The sequence below is a fragment of the Sphingomonas sp. AC522 genome, assembly GCF_979258125.1.
In genome coordinates this window covers 641,712-656,563 of the sequence record NZ_OZ409836.1, presented here as the reverse complement: position 1 = coordinate 656,563, position 14,852 = coordinate 641,712, and the positions used below count along the sequence as shown (strand labels likewise).

Sequence of the window (14,852 nt, the reverse complement as noted above, 5' to 3'; positions counted from 1 at the left end):
AGAGGAAGACCATGACCGCGTCGCGATTCAACCCGCTCAAGGCGGACGCGGCGTGGCAGAAGGCGTGGGAAGACCGCAACACCTTCGCCGCGCGCGACGATTCGCCCAAGCCCAAAAGCTATGTGCTCGAGATGTTTCCCTATCCTTCGGGGAAGATCCATATGGGCCACGTCCGCAATTACACGATGGGCGACGTGCTTGCGCGCTTCCGCCGGATGACGGGGCATGAAGTGCTGCATCCGATGGGCTGGGACGCCTTCGGCATGCCCGCAGAGAATGCGGCGATGGAAAAGAAGGTCCATCCCGGCAGCTGGACCCGCGCCAATATCGCGACGATGAAGGCGCAGCTGAAGCGGCTCGGCTTCGCGCTCGACTGGTCCCGCGAGCTGGCGACCTGCGAACCCGAATATTATGGGCACGAACAGGCGCTGTTCCTCGATTTCCTCGAGGCCGGGCTCGTCTATCGCAAGGAATCGGCGGTCAATTGGGACCCGGTCGACATGACCGTGCTCGCCAACGAGCAGGTGATCGACGGCAAGGGCTGGCGTTCGGGCGCGACCATCGAGCGGCGCAAGCTCAGCCAGTGGTTCCTCAAGATCACCCAATTTGCGGACGATCTGCTGACCGGCGTCCAGGCGCTCGAGCATTGGCCCGACAAGGTCAAGCTGATGCAGGAGAATTGGATCGGCAAGTCCGAAGGGCTGCAGTTCAAGTTCGCGCTGAGCGCCAATGACTCTGGCGCCGGCGAAGTCGAGGTCTTCACGACGCGGCCCGATACGATCTTCGGATCGAGCTTCGTCGCGATCGCCGCGGACCATCCGATTGCGCAGAAGCTGGCGGCGGATTCGCCCGACATTCAGGCGTTCATCGAGCGCTGCAAGCAGGGCGGCACCACTGCGGCCGAGTTGGAGACGCAGGAGAAGCTTGGGCTGGATACTGGCATCCGTGCGGCGCATCCCTTTGATCCTGCTTGGGAATTGCCGGTCTACATCGCCAATTTCGTGTTGATGGATTATGGCACCGGCGCCGTGTTCGGCGTGCCGGCGCATGATCAGCGCGATTTCGAATTCGCGACCAAATATGCGTTGCCGATTCGCCGCGTGGTCTCTGAAGGCGACAAGAACGAGTCCGATTTCGCTGATGCCGCGGCCTATACCGGCCCGGGCACGCTGGTGAATTCGCACTTTCTCGACGGGATGGACGTGGCCGACGCCAAGCGCGCCGTTATCAGCCGTGCGGAAGAGGGCGGCTGGGGCAAGGGCCAGACCGTATGGCGGCTGCGTGATTGGGGCGTCTCGCGCCAGCGTTACTGGGGCACGCCGATCCCGATCATCCATTGCGAAGGCTGCGGCGTCGTCCCGGCCCCGCGCGGATCCTTGCCGATCGTGCTGCCCGAGGATGTGAGCTTCGATATCCCTGGCAATCCGCTCGATCGCCATCCGACCTGGAAGCATGTCGATTGCCCGATTTGCGCCAAGCCTGCCCGGCGCGAGACCGATACGCTCGACACTTTCGTGGATTCCAGCTGGTATTTCATCCGCTTCGCCAGCCAGCCCAAGGACCAGCCGTTTGACAGGGCGATAGCCGAACAGTGGCTGCCGGTCGGTCAGTATATCGGCGGCGTGGAGCATGCGATCCTGCACTTGCTCTATGCGCGGTTCTGGACGCGCGCGCTGGCGCATCTCGGCCGGCTTGACGTCGCCGAGCCGTTCGGCGGGCTGTTCACCCAGGGGATGGTGACGCACGAAACCTACAAAGCACCCGATGGGCGCTGGCTGGCACCTGAGGAAGTGCAGGACGGCAAAGTCGTCGGCACTGGGGAAACCGTGGAAATCGGCCGCATCGAGAAGATGTCGAAGTCGAAGAAGAACACCGTCGATCCCGAGCCGATCGTCGATCAATACGGCGCCGACGCAGTGCGCTGGTTCATGCTTTCCGATTCGCCGCCCGAGCGCGATCTGGAGTGGAGCGAGAACGGCATCGAGGGCGCTTGGCGCTTCGTCCAGCGCGTGTGGCGCGTGGTCGATGCCGAGCCCGCCACCGGGGGCGTCGAGAATAAGGAGCTCCGGAAGCTGCTCCATCGTACGATCACCGGCGTCGCCGCCGATATCGAGGCGCTGCACTTCAACAAGGCAGTCGCCAAGCTGTTCACGCTGGTCGGCGCGATCGAGAAGTCGCCCCCCTCGCCCGACCGCGATGAGGCTGCGCGCACGCTGGTGCGGCTGGTCAGCCCGATGATCCCGCATCTGGCCGAAGAGGCCTGGGTGCGTATAGGCGGAGAGGGCCTGATCGCCGACGCGGCCTGGCCCGAGGCCGACCCTGCACTGCTCGTCGATGACGAAGTGACGATCGCCGTTCAGGTGAATGGCAAGCTGCGCGATACGCTGGTAATGCCCAAGGGTGCAGCGAAGGATCTGGTCGAGGCGGCGGCACTTGCCTCCGACAAGATCGTTCGTGTGCTCGAAAGCAATACGCCGAAAAAGGTGATCGTCGTGCCCGACCGTCTGGTGAACATCGTCCTGTGAGGCATTTCGCGATCCTCGCCGCCGCTCTGGCGCTTTCGGGCTGCGGCGGGCTGCGCCCGCTTTATGGTGGCGGCGCCGCCGGGCCGGTTCAATCCACCCTCGCCGCGATCGAAATCGCCCCGATCGAAGGCAAATCGGGCTGGCTGGTCGCCAATGCGCTCAAGGATCGGCTCGATACGGGCCACGGCACCGCTGCGCGCTATCGGCTTGAGATCAAGCTCGACGATCAGATCGCCGGCCTCGGCGTGCGGCGCGACGATTCGGTCGCACGCGAGCGCCGAACGCTGCGCGCGCGCTATCAGCTGGTCGATCTCAGCAACGGCGCAGTGGTGCTCGATTCGACCGCTGGCTCCGACGCCGGCATCGACGTGGTCGGCAGTGAATATGCAACCATAGCCGCCGAAAACAGCGCACTCGAGCGTCTTTCCGGGATCGTCGCCGACCAGATCATCGCCCGCGTCGCACGATTTGCCCAGGCCAGCGCCGCCGGCCTGACGCAATGAAGGCGAGCGCGGCGCAGATCCGCGCTGCAGTTGACAAGCCCAACCCGGCCACACGGCTCTATTTGCTCCACGGCCCGGACGAAGCCGGTGCGGCGGATCTGGCCGAGCGGCTGGCGCGCGCGCTGGGCCCCGACGTGGAACGCGTCGACCTCGATATGAAGGCCTTGCGCGACCAACCCGGGCGGCTCGCCGACGAAGCGGCTTCGATGTCCCTATTCGGCGGGGTGCGGTACATTCGATTGATGGGCGCGGACGAAGGGGCAAGCGAAGCGATCTCGTTGCTGCTCGGGGCCGAGCGCGCGGGCAATCCGGTAGTGGCGATGGCGCCGGGGCTCAAGGCGAGCGGTAAATTGGTCAAGCTGGCGATCTCCGCGCCCGCGGCGCTCGCGCATGGCTGTTATGTGCCGGAAGGGATCGAGGCGACCAAGCTCGCCGCCACGGTCGCGCGGGAGCACGGCCTGCGCCTCACCGGCGACGTTCCGCAGCGATTAGCCGCGGCATGCGGCGGCGATCGTGCGATTCTTGCCCGCGAGATCGAGAAGCTTGCCCTCTATCTCGATGCGGCACTGGACCGTCCGCGCGACGCGGACGGCGCTGCGTTGGATGCGATCGGCGCGGATCTGGGCGAGGCCGATCTGGGCGGTGCGATCAGCGCAGTGCTGGATGGTCGCGTCGCCGATATTGGGGTGGAGCTCGCGCGGCTGGGCGACGGCATCGGCGTGCCGCTGATGCGCCAGCTCGGAAAGCGCTTGGTCAACTTGGCGGAGATGCGCATCGATCTCGACAAGGGGTTGTCAGTCAAGGAAGTACTTGAAAAGCATCGAGTTTTCTTCCGAGATCACGACTCGATGGGCCGGGCCTTGCGCCGCTGGAACGGCTCTCAGCTCGCCCGCGCTGTCGATCGCGTACGCGAAACCGAGCGCGCGATCATGCGTCCGGGCACGGTCGGCGAGGTGCTGGCTGAGGCTGAATCCGCTGCGATTGCCCGCGCTGCGGCACGAGCGCGAGGCTAGATCCGCTCGCCGCTCAGGCGCTGGCAAAGCATGTCGAGTTGATCGAGCGTCGAATAATTGAGCGTAAGCGTACCGCCCTTGGCGCCGTGCGCGATGCGGACGTTGAGGCCAAGCACGTCGCCCAGCTGATGCTCCAGCGCCATGATGTCCGCGTCGCGGATCGCGGCATCGCCCTTGCGCTTCGATGCGGGCTTGGCGGCGCGTGCGAGCTTTTCGGTTTCGCGAACCGACAGCCCCTTGTCGGCGACCTGACGCGCTAGGCGTTCTGCATCGGGCGCACCAATGAGCGCGCGGGCATGGCCCATTTCGATCGAGCCGGTAATCACCATCTCGCGGACGCCGGCCGGAAGATCCAGCAATCGCAGCAAATTGGCGATGTGACTGCGCGATTTGTGGACAAGCTTGCCCAACGCTTCCTGGGTATGGCCGAATTCGCCGATCAGCCGGTGATAAGCCTCCGCCTCTTCGATGGCATTGAGATCCTGGCGCTGGATATTCTCGACCAGCGCAATTTCCATGGTCTCGGCATCGTCAAGCTCGCGGACGATGACGGGCACTTCATGGAGCCGGGCACGCTGTGCTGCGCGCCAGCGGCGCTCGCCGGCGACGATCTGATAATTGTGCCCGACCGGACGCACGACGATAGGTTGAATCAGCCCGCGCGACTGGATCGAAAGTGCCAAATCCTCAAGCGCCGTCTCATCGAAGTGACGGCGTGGCTGATCAGGATGAGGAACCAGCGCGCTGACTGGAAGCATGCGAAGGCCGCCAGCACCAGATCCCTCGCCGGACCCCGATATCGATGCTTCCGGAACATTGTCCCCCAGCAGCGAAGAAAGGCCGCGGCCGAGGCCGGGGCGGGGTTTACGCGCGGGCTCGGTATTGCGGGTCTCGGTCATGCGGCCTTCTTGAGCTTGGGCAGGCGATCGATCACTTCGCGTGCGAGGGCAATATAGGCTTCCGAGCCCGCGCAGCGATGATCGTAGATCAAAGCTGGCAAGCCGTGGCTTGGGGCTTCGGACAGGCGGACGTTGCGGGGGATCACCGTATCGAACACCACGCGGCCGAGTACGGCGCGAACGTCGTCGGAGACTTGATCGGTCAGCCGGTTGCGGCGATCGTACATGGTCAGCGCGACGCCGAGGATCGACAGGCCAGGGTTAAACCGGCTGCGGATCCGCTCGACCGTGTTGAGCAACTGGCTCAGGCCCTCCAGTGCGAAAAACTCACATTGCAGCGGTACAAGCAACGCGTGCGCGGCGACCATCGCATTGATCGTCAGGAGACCAAGTGAAGGCGGGCAATCGATCAGCACCACGTCCCAGTGCTCTGCCTTATGCCGGCTTATCGCGGCATCAAGCCGATGTGTGCGCGCTTCGAATTCGATCAACTCGATCTCGGCACCCGACAGATCCTGAGTTGCGGGGACGATATCAAGGCCGGGCACCTTGGTAGCGCTCGCGACGTCCTCAAGACTTCGAGTCGGTAACCAGCAGATCATAGGTCGAATGCTCGCGCTCCGCGCGCGATATGCCTAAGCCGGTGGAGGCATTGCCCTGGGGATCGAGATCGAGAAGCAGTACGCGCTTGCCAGTGGCGGCCAAGGCGGTGCCGACATTGATCGCTGTCGTGGTCTTGCCCACTCCGCCCTTCTGGTTCGCGATTGCGATGACGATCATCTTGGCCGCACCCCTCGCGCAATCACAATGCCAGAATCGGCCTGCGTAATGCTTGGTTCCACGTGGAACGAACCTTGCCATTTCGCACGCGCCGCTTCCATCTCCGATTGCGCGGATCGGCCCTTGGGCAGCAACCAGACTGTGGAGGAATCTGTGCAATGAACTGTGGATCCAATCAGCTTGGAGATTTCTGCGACGGCCCGAGCACTGACAATCGCCGCAGGCTTTACCGACCGGTAAGTTTCGATGCTGCGCTGCTCAACCGTAACGTGGTTGCCAATTTCTAGCAGCGCCGCCGCGCGGTACAGGAAGTCAGCTCGTTTCGCGCGAGGCTCGATCAAGACCACTGGTCGATCCGTCAGCATTGCCACAATAAGGCCCGGCATGCCCGCACCAGTGCCCACATCGACCCAATTGCCCTCCCCGGCCCCAGCCGCCGCGGCAATCAATTGGGCTGAGTCGACAAAATGGCGCGCCCATAATTGATCAAATGACGCGGACGAAATGAGGTTCTGGCGCGTCGCCTCATCACGCAGGATGGTTTCAAAGCGCCTCAGCAGTGTTTCACGTGAAGCGCCGAAATTAGAACTAATCCAGCCTCTAGCCTCATCCTCGGTCACGCAGCGCGCCTTCTGGCATGAAGCAAAATGGCGGACAGAGCGGCCGGAGTGATTCCGCGGATGCGTGAGGCCGCCCCCAATGTGTCCGGGCGAGACGCCGAGAGGCGCTCGACCATCTCATTAGAGAGACCTTGGATTTGGGTGTAGTCCAGGTCTGCACACAGCTGCACATTGTCATTGCTGCGCAGCGCAGCGACCTCCGTCTCCTGGCGTTCGAGATAAGGCGCGTAGCGCGCATCTTCTACGAACTCTGCGAGCATTGCCGGGTCTCCATGCCATTCCACTCCGACATGGCTGAGTTCGACTTTAGGAAAACGTAACCATTCGCGCGCTGACCGACGCGCGCCGTCCTGACCCACTGGAGCTCCCCGCGCGTGAAGCTGGCTCGAGGTCAGAGATATGGCAAAGGCTCGTTGGATTTTCTCGCGCTCTTTCGAGCGCAGCTCCAGCCGCGACAGGGCATCATTGCCCAGGCAGCCGAGATGCTCGGCGATTGGGCCAAGCCGGGTCTCGGCGTTATCAGCGCGGAGGCGCAGGCGGAATTCGGCGCGGGCGGTTAGCATCCGATATGGCTCGGTGACGCCTTGGAGCACAAGATCATCGACCATGACGCCGAGATAGCTGGTGGCCCGGTCCAGGATCAGTGACTCGCTTCTGCACGCATGCGCGGCCGCGTTGATACCCGCGATCAGCCCTTGCCCCGCTGCTTCCTCATAGCCGGTGGTGCCATTAATCTGCCCTGCGCAATAGAACCCAGGGATATCCGGCAAACCGAGAGTGGCATTCAGCGCACGCGGATCGATATAATCATATTCGACCGCATAGCCCGGAGTGACGATCTCAGCACGTTCCAGCCCAGCGATCGACTTGACCATCCTTGTCTGGATGTCGACCGGAAGCGAAGTCGACATTCCGTTCGGGTAGATCAGATGAGTATTCAGGCCTTCCGGCTCGAGAAATATCTGATGACCGTCACGGTCGCCAAAGCGATGGATCTTGTCCTCGATCGAAGGGCAATATCGTGGTCCCTGCGCATCGATCGCACCGCTGAACAGCGGAGAGCGATCCAGCCCCGCGCGGATCGCCCCATGCGTTTCCGCATTGGTGCGCGTGATTCCGCAATGGAGTTGGGGCAAAAGGCGGTTTGGCGTGGCAGGCGACATCGTCCACGGGTCCGTGTCCGAAGGCTGCTGCTCGATGCGCGCCCAATCGATCGTCCGCCCATCTAGCCGAGGCGGCGTCCCAGTCTTGAGCCGCGCCATTGGGAGGGAGAGCGCGCGGAGCTGCTCGGCAAGTCGCGTCGCGGATGCCTCCCCTACGCGCCCGCCAGCTTCGCGCTCCTCCCCTCGGAAGATGCGGCCCCCGAGAAAGGTACCCGTGGCGATCACCACTGCGCGTGCCTTCAGAACGGTGCCGTCGCCCAGGACTACGCCGGCTGCAGCCCCGCCTTCCAGCGCCAGCGCTTCCGCCTCTCCTTCGACCAGTGTCAGATTCGGCTGGCTCGCCAACATCGCCTGGATCGCCGCGGCGTAACGCTGGCGGTCGGCCTGGACGCGCGGGCCCTGTACCGCTGTTCCCTTCGAGCGATTGAGCATGCGATAATGAATACCGGCGGCGTCAGCGGCGCGGGCAATCAGACCATCGAATGCATCAACCTCGCGGACGAGATGGCCCTTGCCGAGTCCCCCGATCGCCGGGTTGCAGGACATTGCCCCGAGCTTCCTGAGATCAAAGCTGAGCAGCGCCGTGCGAGCCCCGCGGCGAGCGGACGCGGCCGCAGCCTCGGTGCCGGCATGCCCCCCGCCGATGACGATGACGTCGAATTGCATATAGCCGCGCTACTGTTTGTGCGCGCCCACGTCAAAACTGTTTCACGTGGAACAGCTATTTACCAATGCAGAAACGGCCAAACAGCGCGTCAAGCATCGCCTCGACACCCGCTTGGCCGGTGATCGCGTCGAACGCTCGCAACGCAGCACGAAGACCCTCGGCCATTAGCAACAAATCACTCTCATGAGCAGCCGCAGCCAGCGCATCTACAGCGGACAGGGTCAGGTTCCGCTGCCGCTCGTTGAGTGCAACAAGATCTGGTGGCGGCAGCAGGGTTGAAGACATGGCCAACATTGCGTCCCACAATTGGGGCACGCCAAGCCCGGTCTTTGCCGAAATCGCAATATCGCTTTGGCCGCCGCTTTCGCGCCCCGGCTCGTCCGCGCGGGCATGCACCCGTAGCGTGGCTGGATGCTGTGGCGGCGCCTCATCCCCAAGCCAGAGCAGAATATCGGCGGACGCGAGAGCCTCTTGCGCGCGCGTCACGCCGATCGCCTCGATCGCATCGCCCGGAGTGTGGGTAATTCCCGCAGTGTCGGTCAACAGATAAGCGACGCCGCCGCGGACGACCGGCGCCTCGATCCGATCCCGCGTTGTGCCCGCGATTGGCGAAACGATCGCCGCGTCGCGCTCGGTCAGTGCATTGAGCAAAGTCGACTTGCCGGCATTGGGCGGACCGGCCAACACCACGCGCAATCCATCGCGCAACCGTTCGACGGGCGGACGGGCGGCGACGGCGCCAATATCCACGGCCAGTGCAGTGGCAGCGGTCCGGATCGAAGGCAGCGGATCGGGTCCGCTGCCAACGTCGTCTTCGTCGCTATGATCGAGCAGCGCCTCGACTTGGGCGGATAGTATCAAAGCACGCGCGGCCCATCCCTCGACCGCGCGGCGTACGGCACCTTCGGCCGATCGCATCGCGACACGCCGCTGGCCTTCAGTCTCGGCCATGAGCAAGTCGCCCAGCCCTTCGGCTTCGCTCAGGTCGATCCTGCCATTGTCGAGCGCGCGGCGTGTGAACTCGCCAGGGTCGGCAGCGCGGAAGCCAGGCAGGGCAGCGAGTGCCGCTTCGAGTGCTCGGACGACGGCCCGCCCGCCATGAAGATGCAGTTCCGCCAGGTCCTCGCCAGTGGCACTACCCGGACCCGGGAAGACAAGCACCAGCGCACGGTCGAGCAGCTCCCCATTGGTAGGATCGCGGAGCGCCCGCAGCGTCGCAATCCGAGGCGGGGGTACATGTCCCGCGAGCTGCCGGACGGCATCGAACGCCCCCGCCCCGCTCAGCCGCACGATCGCAATCGCCGCGGGAGGCGCACCGCTGGAGACAGCAAAGATCGTATCGGTCACTTGCCCGGCTTGGCTCCGGCTTCGAACAGCCCCCGCCAGAAGTTCATGCCGGCCTCGCCCATTGGCGACCAGCTCTGCATGAGCTGCTGAAATGCTTCGGGATTCGTTTGATTTTCAACGGCATCGGTCATCATCTTAACATAGACGTCGTGCACCGGTGTGAGATCGGGCAGGCCCATGAAGCGTCGCGCCTCCTCTGGCGTGCAGTCGACTTCGACGTTGATCTTCATGACGCGTCTCCATTGCGTGCAGCCGCCCGGCTGCTAGGCTTGTTGGATGATCTATGCCCGCGACACGGCTGTTCTGACAACGCCCATCGGTTCGGTGCGTATCGTCGGCGACGCCGAGGCCTTGCACGCGATCAATATTCTCACCGAGCGCGAGACACCGCGGCGGGCGGACAGCCCGGCAGTGATCGCCGCCGCCGAGCAGCTCGAGGCTTGGTTTGAAGGCGCAATCCAACGATTCGACTTGGCGCTCGCTCCGCCCGCTACCCCACGGGGGCTCGCGCTCCGCCAGGGGCTGATCGACCTCGGCTATGGCGAGACGGTGACCTATGGCGTGCTCGCCGCCCGACTGAGCTCGGCCTCGCGCGCGATTGGCCAGCTCTGCTCACGCAATCCCTTCCCCATCGTGGTGCCGTGCCACCGGGTACTGTCGTCGGGCGGGGCGCCCGAGCGCTACTCAGCGGGCGATGGCCCCAAGACCAAATCCTGGCTGCTCGATCACGAGCGCCGTCATTCCGGAAAGACCCTGTTATGAGCATGATGCGCATCGCCACGATCGATGGCAGCGACAGCTTCCAGGCATATGTGGCGGAACCCGAAGACACGCCGCGCGCCGCGATTGTCGTGATCCAGGAAATCTTCGGAGTGAATCCGGGGATCCGGAAAAAATGCGACGAGTGGGCAGCGGCGGGCTACCTCGCGATCGCGCCGGATCTGTTCTGGCCGCTGGAGCCTGGGGTCGAACTCGACCCCGACGTGCCGGAGCAATTCCAGGCAGCGCTTGAGCTGATGGGCAAGTTCGACCAGGATGCCGGCGTCCGCGACATCGAAGCTACCATCCGCGCCGCACGGGCCGAAAGCGGTGCGCGCAAGGTTGGAGTGGTGGGATATTGTCTGGGCGGAAGGCTCGCGTTCATGACAGCATGCCGCACCGATGCCGATGCCAGCGTCGGCTATTATGGCGTCGGGATCGACAATTTGTTGGGTGAGAAGCACGGCATCGCCACTCGGGTGCTGCTCCACATTGCGGGCGCGGACCATTTCGTCACTCCCGATATCCAGGCCAAGATGCACGAAGGGCTGGACGATCACCCACGGGTGCGGATCTTCGACTATCCGGGTGAAGACCATGGCTTCGCGGCCGAGATGGGCAACCGCCGCTCGGAAGCAGCCGCGCAGCTCGCCGACAAGCGCACGGCGGAATTCTTTGCAGAGACGCTGGCCGAAGCGGGCGCCTAAGCGAAAAGCGGGGCCATGTCGTGCCAGCCTTCGTATATCATCTTACCAGCGACGTAGAGGATGATAACTAGGCCAACCCAGGCGATCCAGCGGTAACGCTCGATATATTTGGCGATGATGTTGGCGGCGATGCCCATCAGCGCGACCGAGAGGATCAGCCCGATCACCATGATGCCGGGATGCTCGCGCGCTGCACCTGCAACCGCGAGGACATTGTCGAGGCTCATCGACACATCGGCGACCGCGACTGCCCAGGCGGCGGCGGCGAAGCTCTTGGCGGGCCTGAGGCCCGAGGTCTCGTCGCCTTCGACTTCGGGCGATCCCGGCGACTGGCCGGCGGGCTTTAGCTCGCGGTACATCTTCCAGGCGACCCATAGCAGCAGGAGGCCGCCGCCCAGCACCAGGCCATATTCCTTGAAGCGCTCAAGGCCGTAAAGGACGGCAACCGCGAAGACGATGCGCAGCAGCAAAGCGGCAAGAATGCCGATTGCGATAACCTTCTTGCGCTGCTCGGCAGGTAGTCCCGCCGCAAGCGCACCGACGATGATCGCATTGTCGCCGGCCAGCGCGATATCGAGCAGCACGACTGTGCCGAAGGCAGTCAGCGCCGAGGTCGAGCCAATATTGGCGAAGTCGGTGACAATATGGCTCCACAGCCACGTGAGCGACATGGGTTCGGCGATGGTGACGAGCTCGATCATGCGGGTGCCCTAGCGCGCTCGGCGACACGAGCAAAGCCCGTGTCGCGTCGGACGAGCTGGGAGGCCGCTCTCAGCTGTTCATGCTGTCAAAGAAATCCTCGTTGGTCTTTGAGTCCTTCATCTTGTCGAGAAGGAACTCCATCGCGTCGATCGTGCCCATCTGCATGAGGATGCGGCGGAGCACCCACATCTTGGAGAGCTTGGTCTTGTCGACCAGCAGCTCTTCCTTGCGGGTGCCCGACTTGCCGACGTCGAGCGCCGGGAAGATGCGCTTGTCCGCCACCTTGCGGTCGAGGACGATTTCCGAATTGCCGGTGCCCTTGAACTCTTCGAAGATGACTTCGTCCATGCGGCTGCCGGTGTCGATCAGCGCGGTGGCGATGATCGAAAGCGAGCCGCCTTCCTCGATGTTGCGCGCGGCGCCGAAGAAGCGCTTAGGCCGCTGCAAGGCGTTCGCGTCGACGCCGCCGGTCAGCACCTTGCCCGAGCTCGGGACCACGGTGTTGTAGGCGCGGCCGAGACGGGTGATCGAGTCGAGCAGGATGACGACATCCTTCTTGTGCTCGACCAGGCGCTTGGCCTTTTCGATAACCATTTCAGCGACTTGCACGTGGCGCGTGGCCGGCTCATCGAAGGTCGAGGAGACGACTTCGCCCTTCACCGAGCGCTGCATGTCGGTGACTTCCTCGGGCCGCTCATCGATCAGCAGGACGAGCAGGAAGACTTCCGGATGGTTCTCGGTGATCGCGCGGGCGATATTCTGGAGCATCACCGTCTTGCCGACCCGCGGCGGGGCGACGATCAGCGTACGCTGGCCCTTGCCCTGGGGGCTGACGATGTCGATCACGCGGGCCGACTTGTCCTTGACCGTCGGATCGAGCGTATCGAGCGTCAGCTTGCTCTCGGGATAAAGCGGCGTGAGATTGTCGAAATTGACCCGGTGCCGGACGGCGTCGGGGTCGTCGAAATTGACCGAGACCAATTTGGTCAGTGCGAAATATCGCTCGCCGTCCTTGGGACCGCGGATCTCGCCTTCGACCGTATCGCCGGTACGCAGGCCGAATTTGCGGACCTGATTGGGCGAGACATAGATATCGTCGGGGCCGGCAAGATAGTTCGCCTGGGGGCTGCGCAGGAAGCCGAAACCGTCGGGCAGCACTTCGATCGTGCCTTCGCCCATGATCTGGTCGCCATTATCGGCCTGAATCTTGAGGATCGCGAACAGCAGATCCTGCTTGCGGAGCGTCGAGGCGCTTTCGACGCCGAGCTCCTCGGCCATGCCGACCAGCTCTGCCGGCGCCTTTTTCTTGAGTTCTTTGAGATGCATGAGAGCGTCCGGATTTTGGGGGGAAGAGCGTCGGTCGGCGCGGATGCGCGGGACTAATCGATGCTGAAAGGAATGAACCGGTGAAACCGGTCCACGCCTAGCGAATTAGGAGCGCGCCTTTGCCAAGTCAACCGGTTCAGAAGGGCTTTACGACGGCCAGGATCACGATTGCGACGACTGCAAGTGCTGGGATTTCGCCGACCATGCGCAGCGTGCGCGAGGCAATGGCGCCTTCGCCGCGCGCCAGCTTCTTCGAATAGCCGACCGCCCAGCCGTGGAAGCCGGAAAGCCCGAGGACGATAAGCAGCTTGGCGTGGAGCCATCCAAGCCCCTCGCCGCCGTCGAACAGTCCGAGGTTCGCTGCAAGCATCAGCCCCAGAAGCCATACGATGAGGATGGAGGGGGTGAGGATCATCCGGCGGAGCAATTCCTCACGACGCACCCAATCGGCCGCCTGCGGGTTTCCCAGCGCCTCCTGATGGTGGACCAGATAGCGCGGCAGCAGGAAAAGGCCGGCCATCCAGAAGATTACGAAGATGATGTGCGCGGCCTTCACCCACAGATAGGCGCCGCCGAGGAACCCGCTCATCCGCGAATCCTCTTCAACAGATGCTCGACGCGGTCGATGGGGGTGTCCTGCTGGATGCCGTGGCCGAGATTGAAGACATGCGGACGCTCGGCGAACGCGGCAAGGATGCGGTCGATCGCGCTGTCGAGCGTGGCGCCCCCGGCAATCAATGCGAGCGGATCGAGATTACCCTGGACCGGAAGGTCCTTGGGCAAATTGGCGTCTGCCCAAACTGGATCCACGGTTTCGTCGAGCCCGATCGCATCCACTCCCGTTTCATAGGCATAGGCCGCGAGCTTGCCACCGGCGCCTTTCGGGAAACCGATCACCGGAACCTTGCCCTTGAACGCCGCGGCGATCCGGGCGTTGGGCGCGATCACCCATTGCTCGAACTGGGCGGGAGACAGGCTGCCCGACCAGCTGTCGAACAATTGGATCGCCTCGACCCCCGCGTCGATCTGGCCCTGCAGATAGATGATCGTGCAATCGGTGATGCGATCGACCAGCGCCTGCATCAATTGCGGATCGGCATAAGCCAGTCGCCGCGCCTCGGCCTGTTCGCGGCTGCCCTGGCCCGCGATCATATAGGTTGCCACGGTCCAGGGGCTGCCCGCGAAGCCAAGCAAGGTCACCGAAGGATCAAGCGCCGCCTTCACGCGGCGTACCGTTTCATAGACCGGATCCAGCGCAGACAGATTGGAAACAAGGCCATCGAGCACTTCGCGTGCGACCAGCTTGGGCGCGAGGCGCGGGCCTTCGCCGGTCTCGAACCAGAGGTCCTGGCCCAGAGCGAGCGGCACCATCAATATGTCCGAAAACAGGATCGCGCCGTCCATGCCGAAGCGGCGGATTGGCTGGAGCGTCACTTCGGCGGCCGCCTCGCTGTCATTGACCAGCGCCAGGAACCCGCCCTTTTCCGCCCGGAGCGCGCGATATTCAGGCAGATAGCGCCCCGCCTGGCGCATCAGCCAAACCGGCGGGATCTCCTGCCGAACACCCTTGAGCGTTTCGAGCAGTGGCTTGGGGGCAGACCGAGTCAGAACCGGATTCCTATTACTATAAAGAAGAGAATCTATAGATTGTTGTAAGCAGTAGGGGCGTGGAAGCCGGGGCTTATGCGTTCGCCCAGCGCTTGCCAACAATTTGACTCACGCGGCCCCGCGGACTCCCTCGGATTCGCAGGAACGCTCCCCGGTTTCCACAGCCTGTGGACCGGAACACGCGCCTGGGGACGCCGTTGTGGACGAATCACTCGTCGTGCGGACGATTCCGC

The 14,852-nt window shown here is 63.6% G+C and carries 14 protein-coding genes and 1 pseudogene; 5 read left to right on the top strand and 10 right to left on the bottom strand.

The window, feature by feature from the left end; translation table 11 throughout:
* Positions 1-11: 11 nt before the first annotated feature.
* From leuS to holA, 3 genes are read left to right on the top strand one after another with little or no spacing between them, the layout of a single operon-like run.
* A complete protein-coding gene (leuS, locus tag ACZZZM_RS03350) occupies positions 12-2,525 on the top strand; it encodes a leucine--tRNA ligase (RefSeq protein ID WP_463593693.1) in 2,514 nt (837 codons plus the stop codon).
* A complete protein-coding gene (gene lptE / locus ACZZZM_RS03345; RefSeq protein WP_463593692.1) occupies positions 2,522-3,028 on the top strand; it encodes an LPS assembly lipoprotein LptE in 507 nt (168 codons plus the stop codon). Before leuS ends, lptE begins: the two co-directional genes overlap by 4 nt.
* Positions 3,025-4,041 carry a DNA polymerase III subunit delta gene (holA, locus tag ACZZZM_RS03340; RefSeq protein WP_463593691.1) on the top strand — a complete coding sequence of 339 codons (1,017 nt, stop codon included), beginning with the start codon at positions 3,025-3,027 and terminating at the stop codon, positions 4,039-4,041. The genes lptE and holA overlap by 4 nt, the downstream gene beginning before the upstream one ends.
* On the opposite strand, the gene ACZZZM_RS03335 is transcribed toward holA, so the two are convergent.
* The 6 genes and pseudogenes from ACZZZM_RS03335 to ACZZZM_RS03310 all read right to left on the bottom strand — a co-directional run bounded on the left by ACZZZM_RS03335 (position 4,038) and on the right by ACZZZM_RS03310 (position 9,747).
* Positions 4,038-4,940, bottom strand: coding sequence for a ParB/RepB/Spo0J family partition protein (locus tag ACZZZM_RS03335; RefSeq protein ID WP_463593690.1), 903 nt, complete (start codon positions 4,938-4,940; stop codon positions 4,038-4,040). The two genes, holA and ACZZZM_RS03335, sit on opposite strands and share 4 nt — an antisense overlap.
* A pseudogene (locus ACZZZM_RS03330) lies at positions 4,937-5,720 on the bottom strand (ParA family protein). Before ACZZZM_RS03330 ends, ACZZZM_RS03335 begins: the two are co-directional and overlap by 4 nt.
* Complete coding sequence (locus ACZZZM_RS03325) at positions 5,717-6,340, bottom strand: 16S rRNA (guanine(527)-N(7))-methyltransferase RsmG (RefSeq protein ID WP_463593689.1); 624 nt, start codon at positions 6,338-6,340, stop codon at positions 5,717-5,719. Before ACZZZM_RS03325 ends, ACZZZM_RS03330 begins: the two are co-directional and overlap by 4 nt.
* Positions 6,337-8,169, bottom strand: a complete 1,833-nt coding sequence (mnmG, locus tag ACZZZM_RS03320; RefSeq protein ID WP_463593688.1) for a tRNA uridine-5-carboxymethylaminomethyl(34) synthesis enzyme MnmG — start codon at positions 8,167-8,169, stop codon at positions 6,337-6,339. Before mnmG ends, ACZZZM_RS03325 begins: the two co-directional genes overlap by 4 nt.
* Before the next feature lie 55 nt (positions 8,170-8,224).
* Entirely contained in the window at positions 8,225-9,517 is a 1,293-nt protein-coding gene (gene mnmE / locus ACZZZM_RS03315; RefSeq protein ID WP_463593687.1) for a tRNA uridine-5-carboxymethylaminomethyl(34) synthesis GTPase MnmE, read from the bottom strand.
* Complete coding sequence (locus tag ACZZZM_RS03310; RefSeq protein WP_463593686.1) at positions 9,514-9,747, bottom strand: DUF6489 family protein; 234 nt, start codon at positions 9,745-9,747, stop codon at positions 9,514-9,516. Before ACZZZM_RS03310 ends, mnmE begins: the two co-directional genes overlap by 4 nt.
* A gap of 46 nt (positions 9,748-9,793) precedes the next feature.
* On the opposite strand from ACZZZM_RS03310, the gene ACZZZM_RS03305 reads away from it, so the two are divergent.
* Both ACZZZM_RS03305 and ACZZZM_RS03300 read left to right on the top strand, forming a co-directional pair.
* Positions 9,794-10,279, top strand: a complete 486-nt coding sequence (locus ACZZZM_RS03305; protein WP_463593685.1) for a methylated-DNA--[protein]-cysteine S-methyltransferase — start codon at positions 9,794-9,796, stop codon at positions 10,277-10,279.
* The gene (locus ACZZZM_RS03300) at positions 10,276-10,983 is read left to right on the top strand and encodes a dienelactone hydrolase family protein (protein ID WP_463593684.1); all 708 of its coding nucleotides are present in this window, start codon (positions 10,276-10,278) and stop codon (positions 10,981-10,983) included. Before ACZZZM_RS03305 ends, ACZZZM_RS03300 begins: the two co-directional genes overlap by 4 nt.
* Here the strand turns inward: ACZZZM_RS03300 and ACZZZM_RS03295 are convergent.
* The 4 genes from ACZZZM_RS03295 to hemE all read right to left on the bottom strand — a co-directional run bounded on the left by ACZZZM_RS03295 (position 10,980) and on the right by hemE (position 14,595).
* Complete coding sequence (locus tag ACZZZM_RS03295; protein ID WP_463593683.1) at positions 10,980-11,684, bottom strand: YjbE family putative metal transport protein; 705 nt, start codon at positions 11,682-11,684, stop codon at positions 10,980-10,982. The two genes, ACZZZM_RS03300 and ACZZZM_RS03295, sit on opposite strands and share 4 nt — an antisense overlap.
* Positions 11,685-11,754: 70 nt before the next feature.
* Positions 11,755-13,011, bottom strand: coding sequence for a transcription termination factor Rho (gene rho, locus ACZZZM_RS03290; protein WP_463593682.1), 1,257 nt, complete (start codon positions 13,009-13,011; stop codon positions 11,755-11,757).
* Positions 13,012-13,147: 136 nt separating this feature from the next.
* A complete protein-coding gene (locus ACZZZM_RS03285) occupies positions 13,148-13,600 on the bottom strand; it encodes a CopD family protein (protein ID WP_463593681.1) in 453 nt (150 codons plus the stop codon).
* A complete protein-coding gene (gene hemE / locus ACZZZM_RS03280; protein WP_463596369.1) occupies positions 13,597-14,595 on the bottom strand; it encodes a uroporphyrinogen decarboxylase in 999 nt (332 codons plus the stop codon). Before hemE ends, ACZZZM_RS03285 begins: the two co-directional genes overlap by 4 nt.
* Between the last annotated feature and the right edge of the window lie 257 nt (positions 14,596-14,852).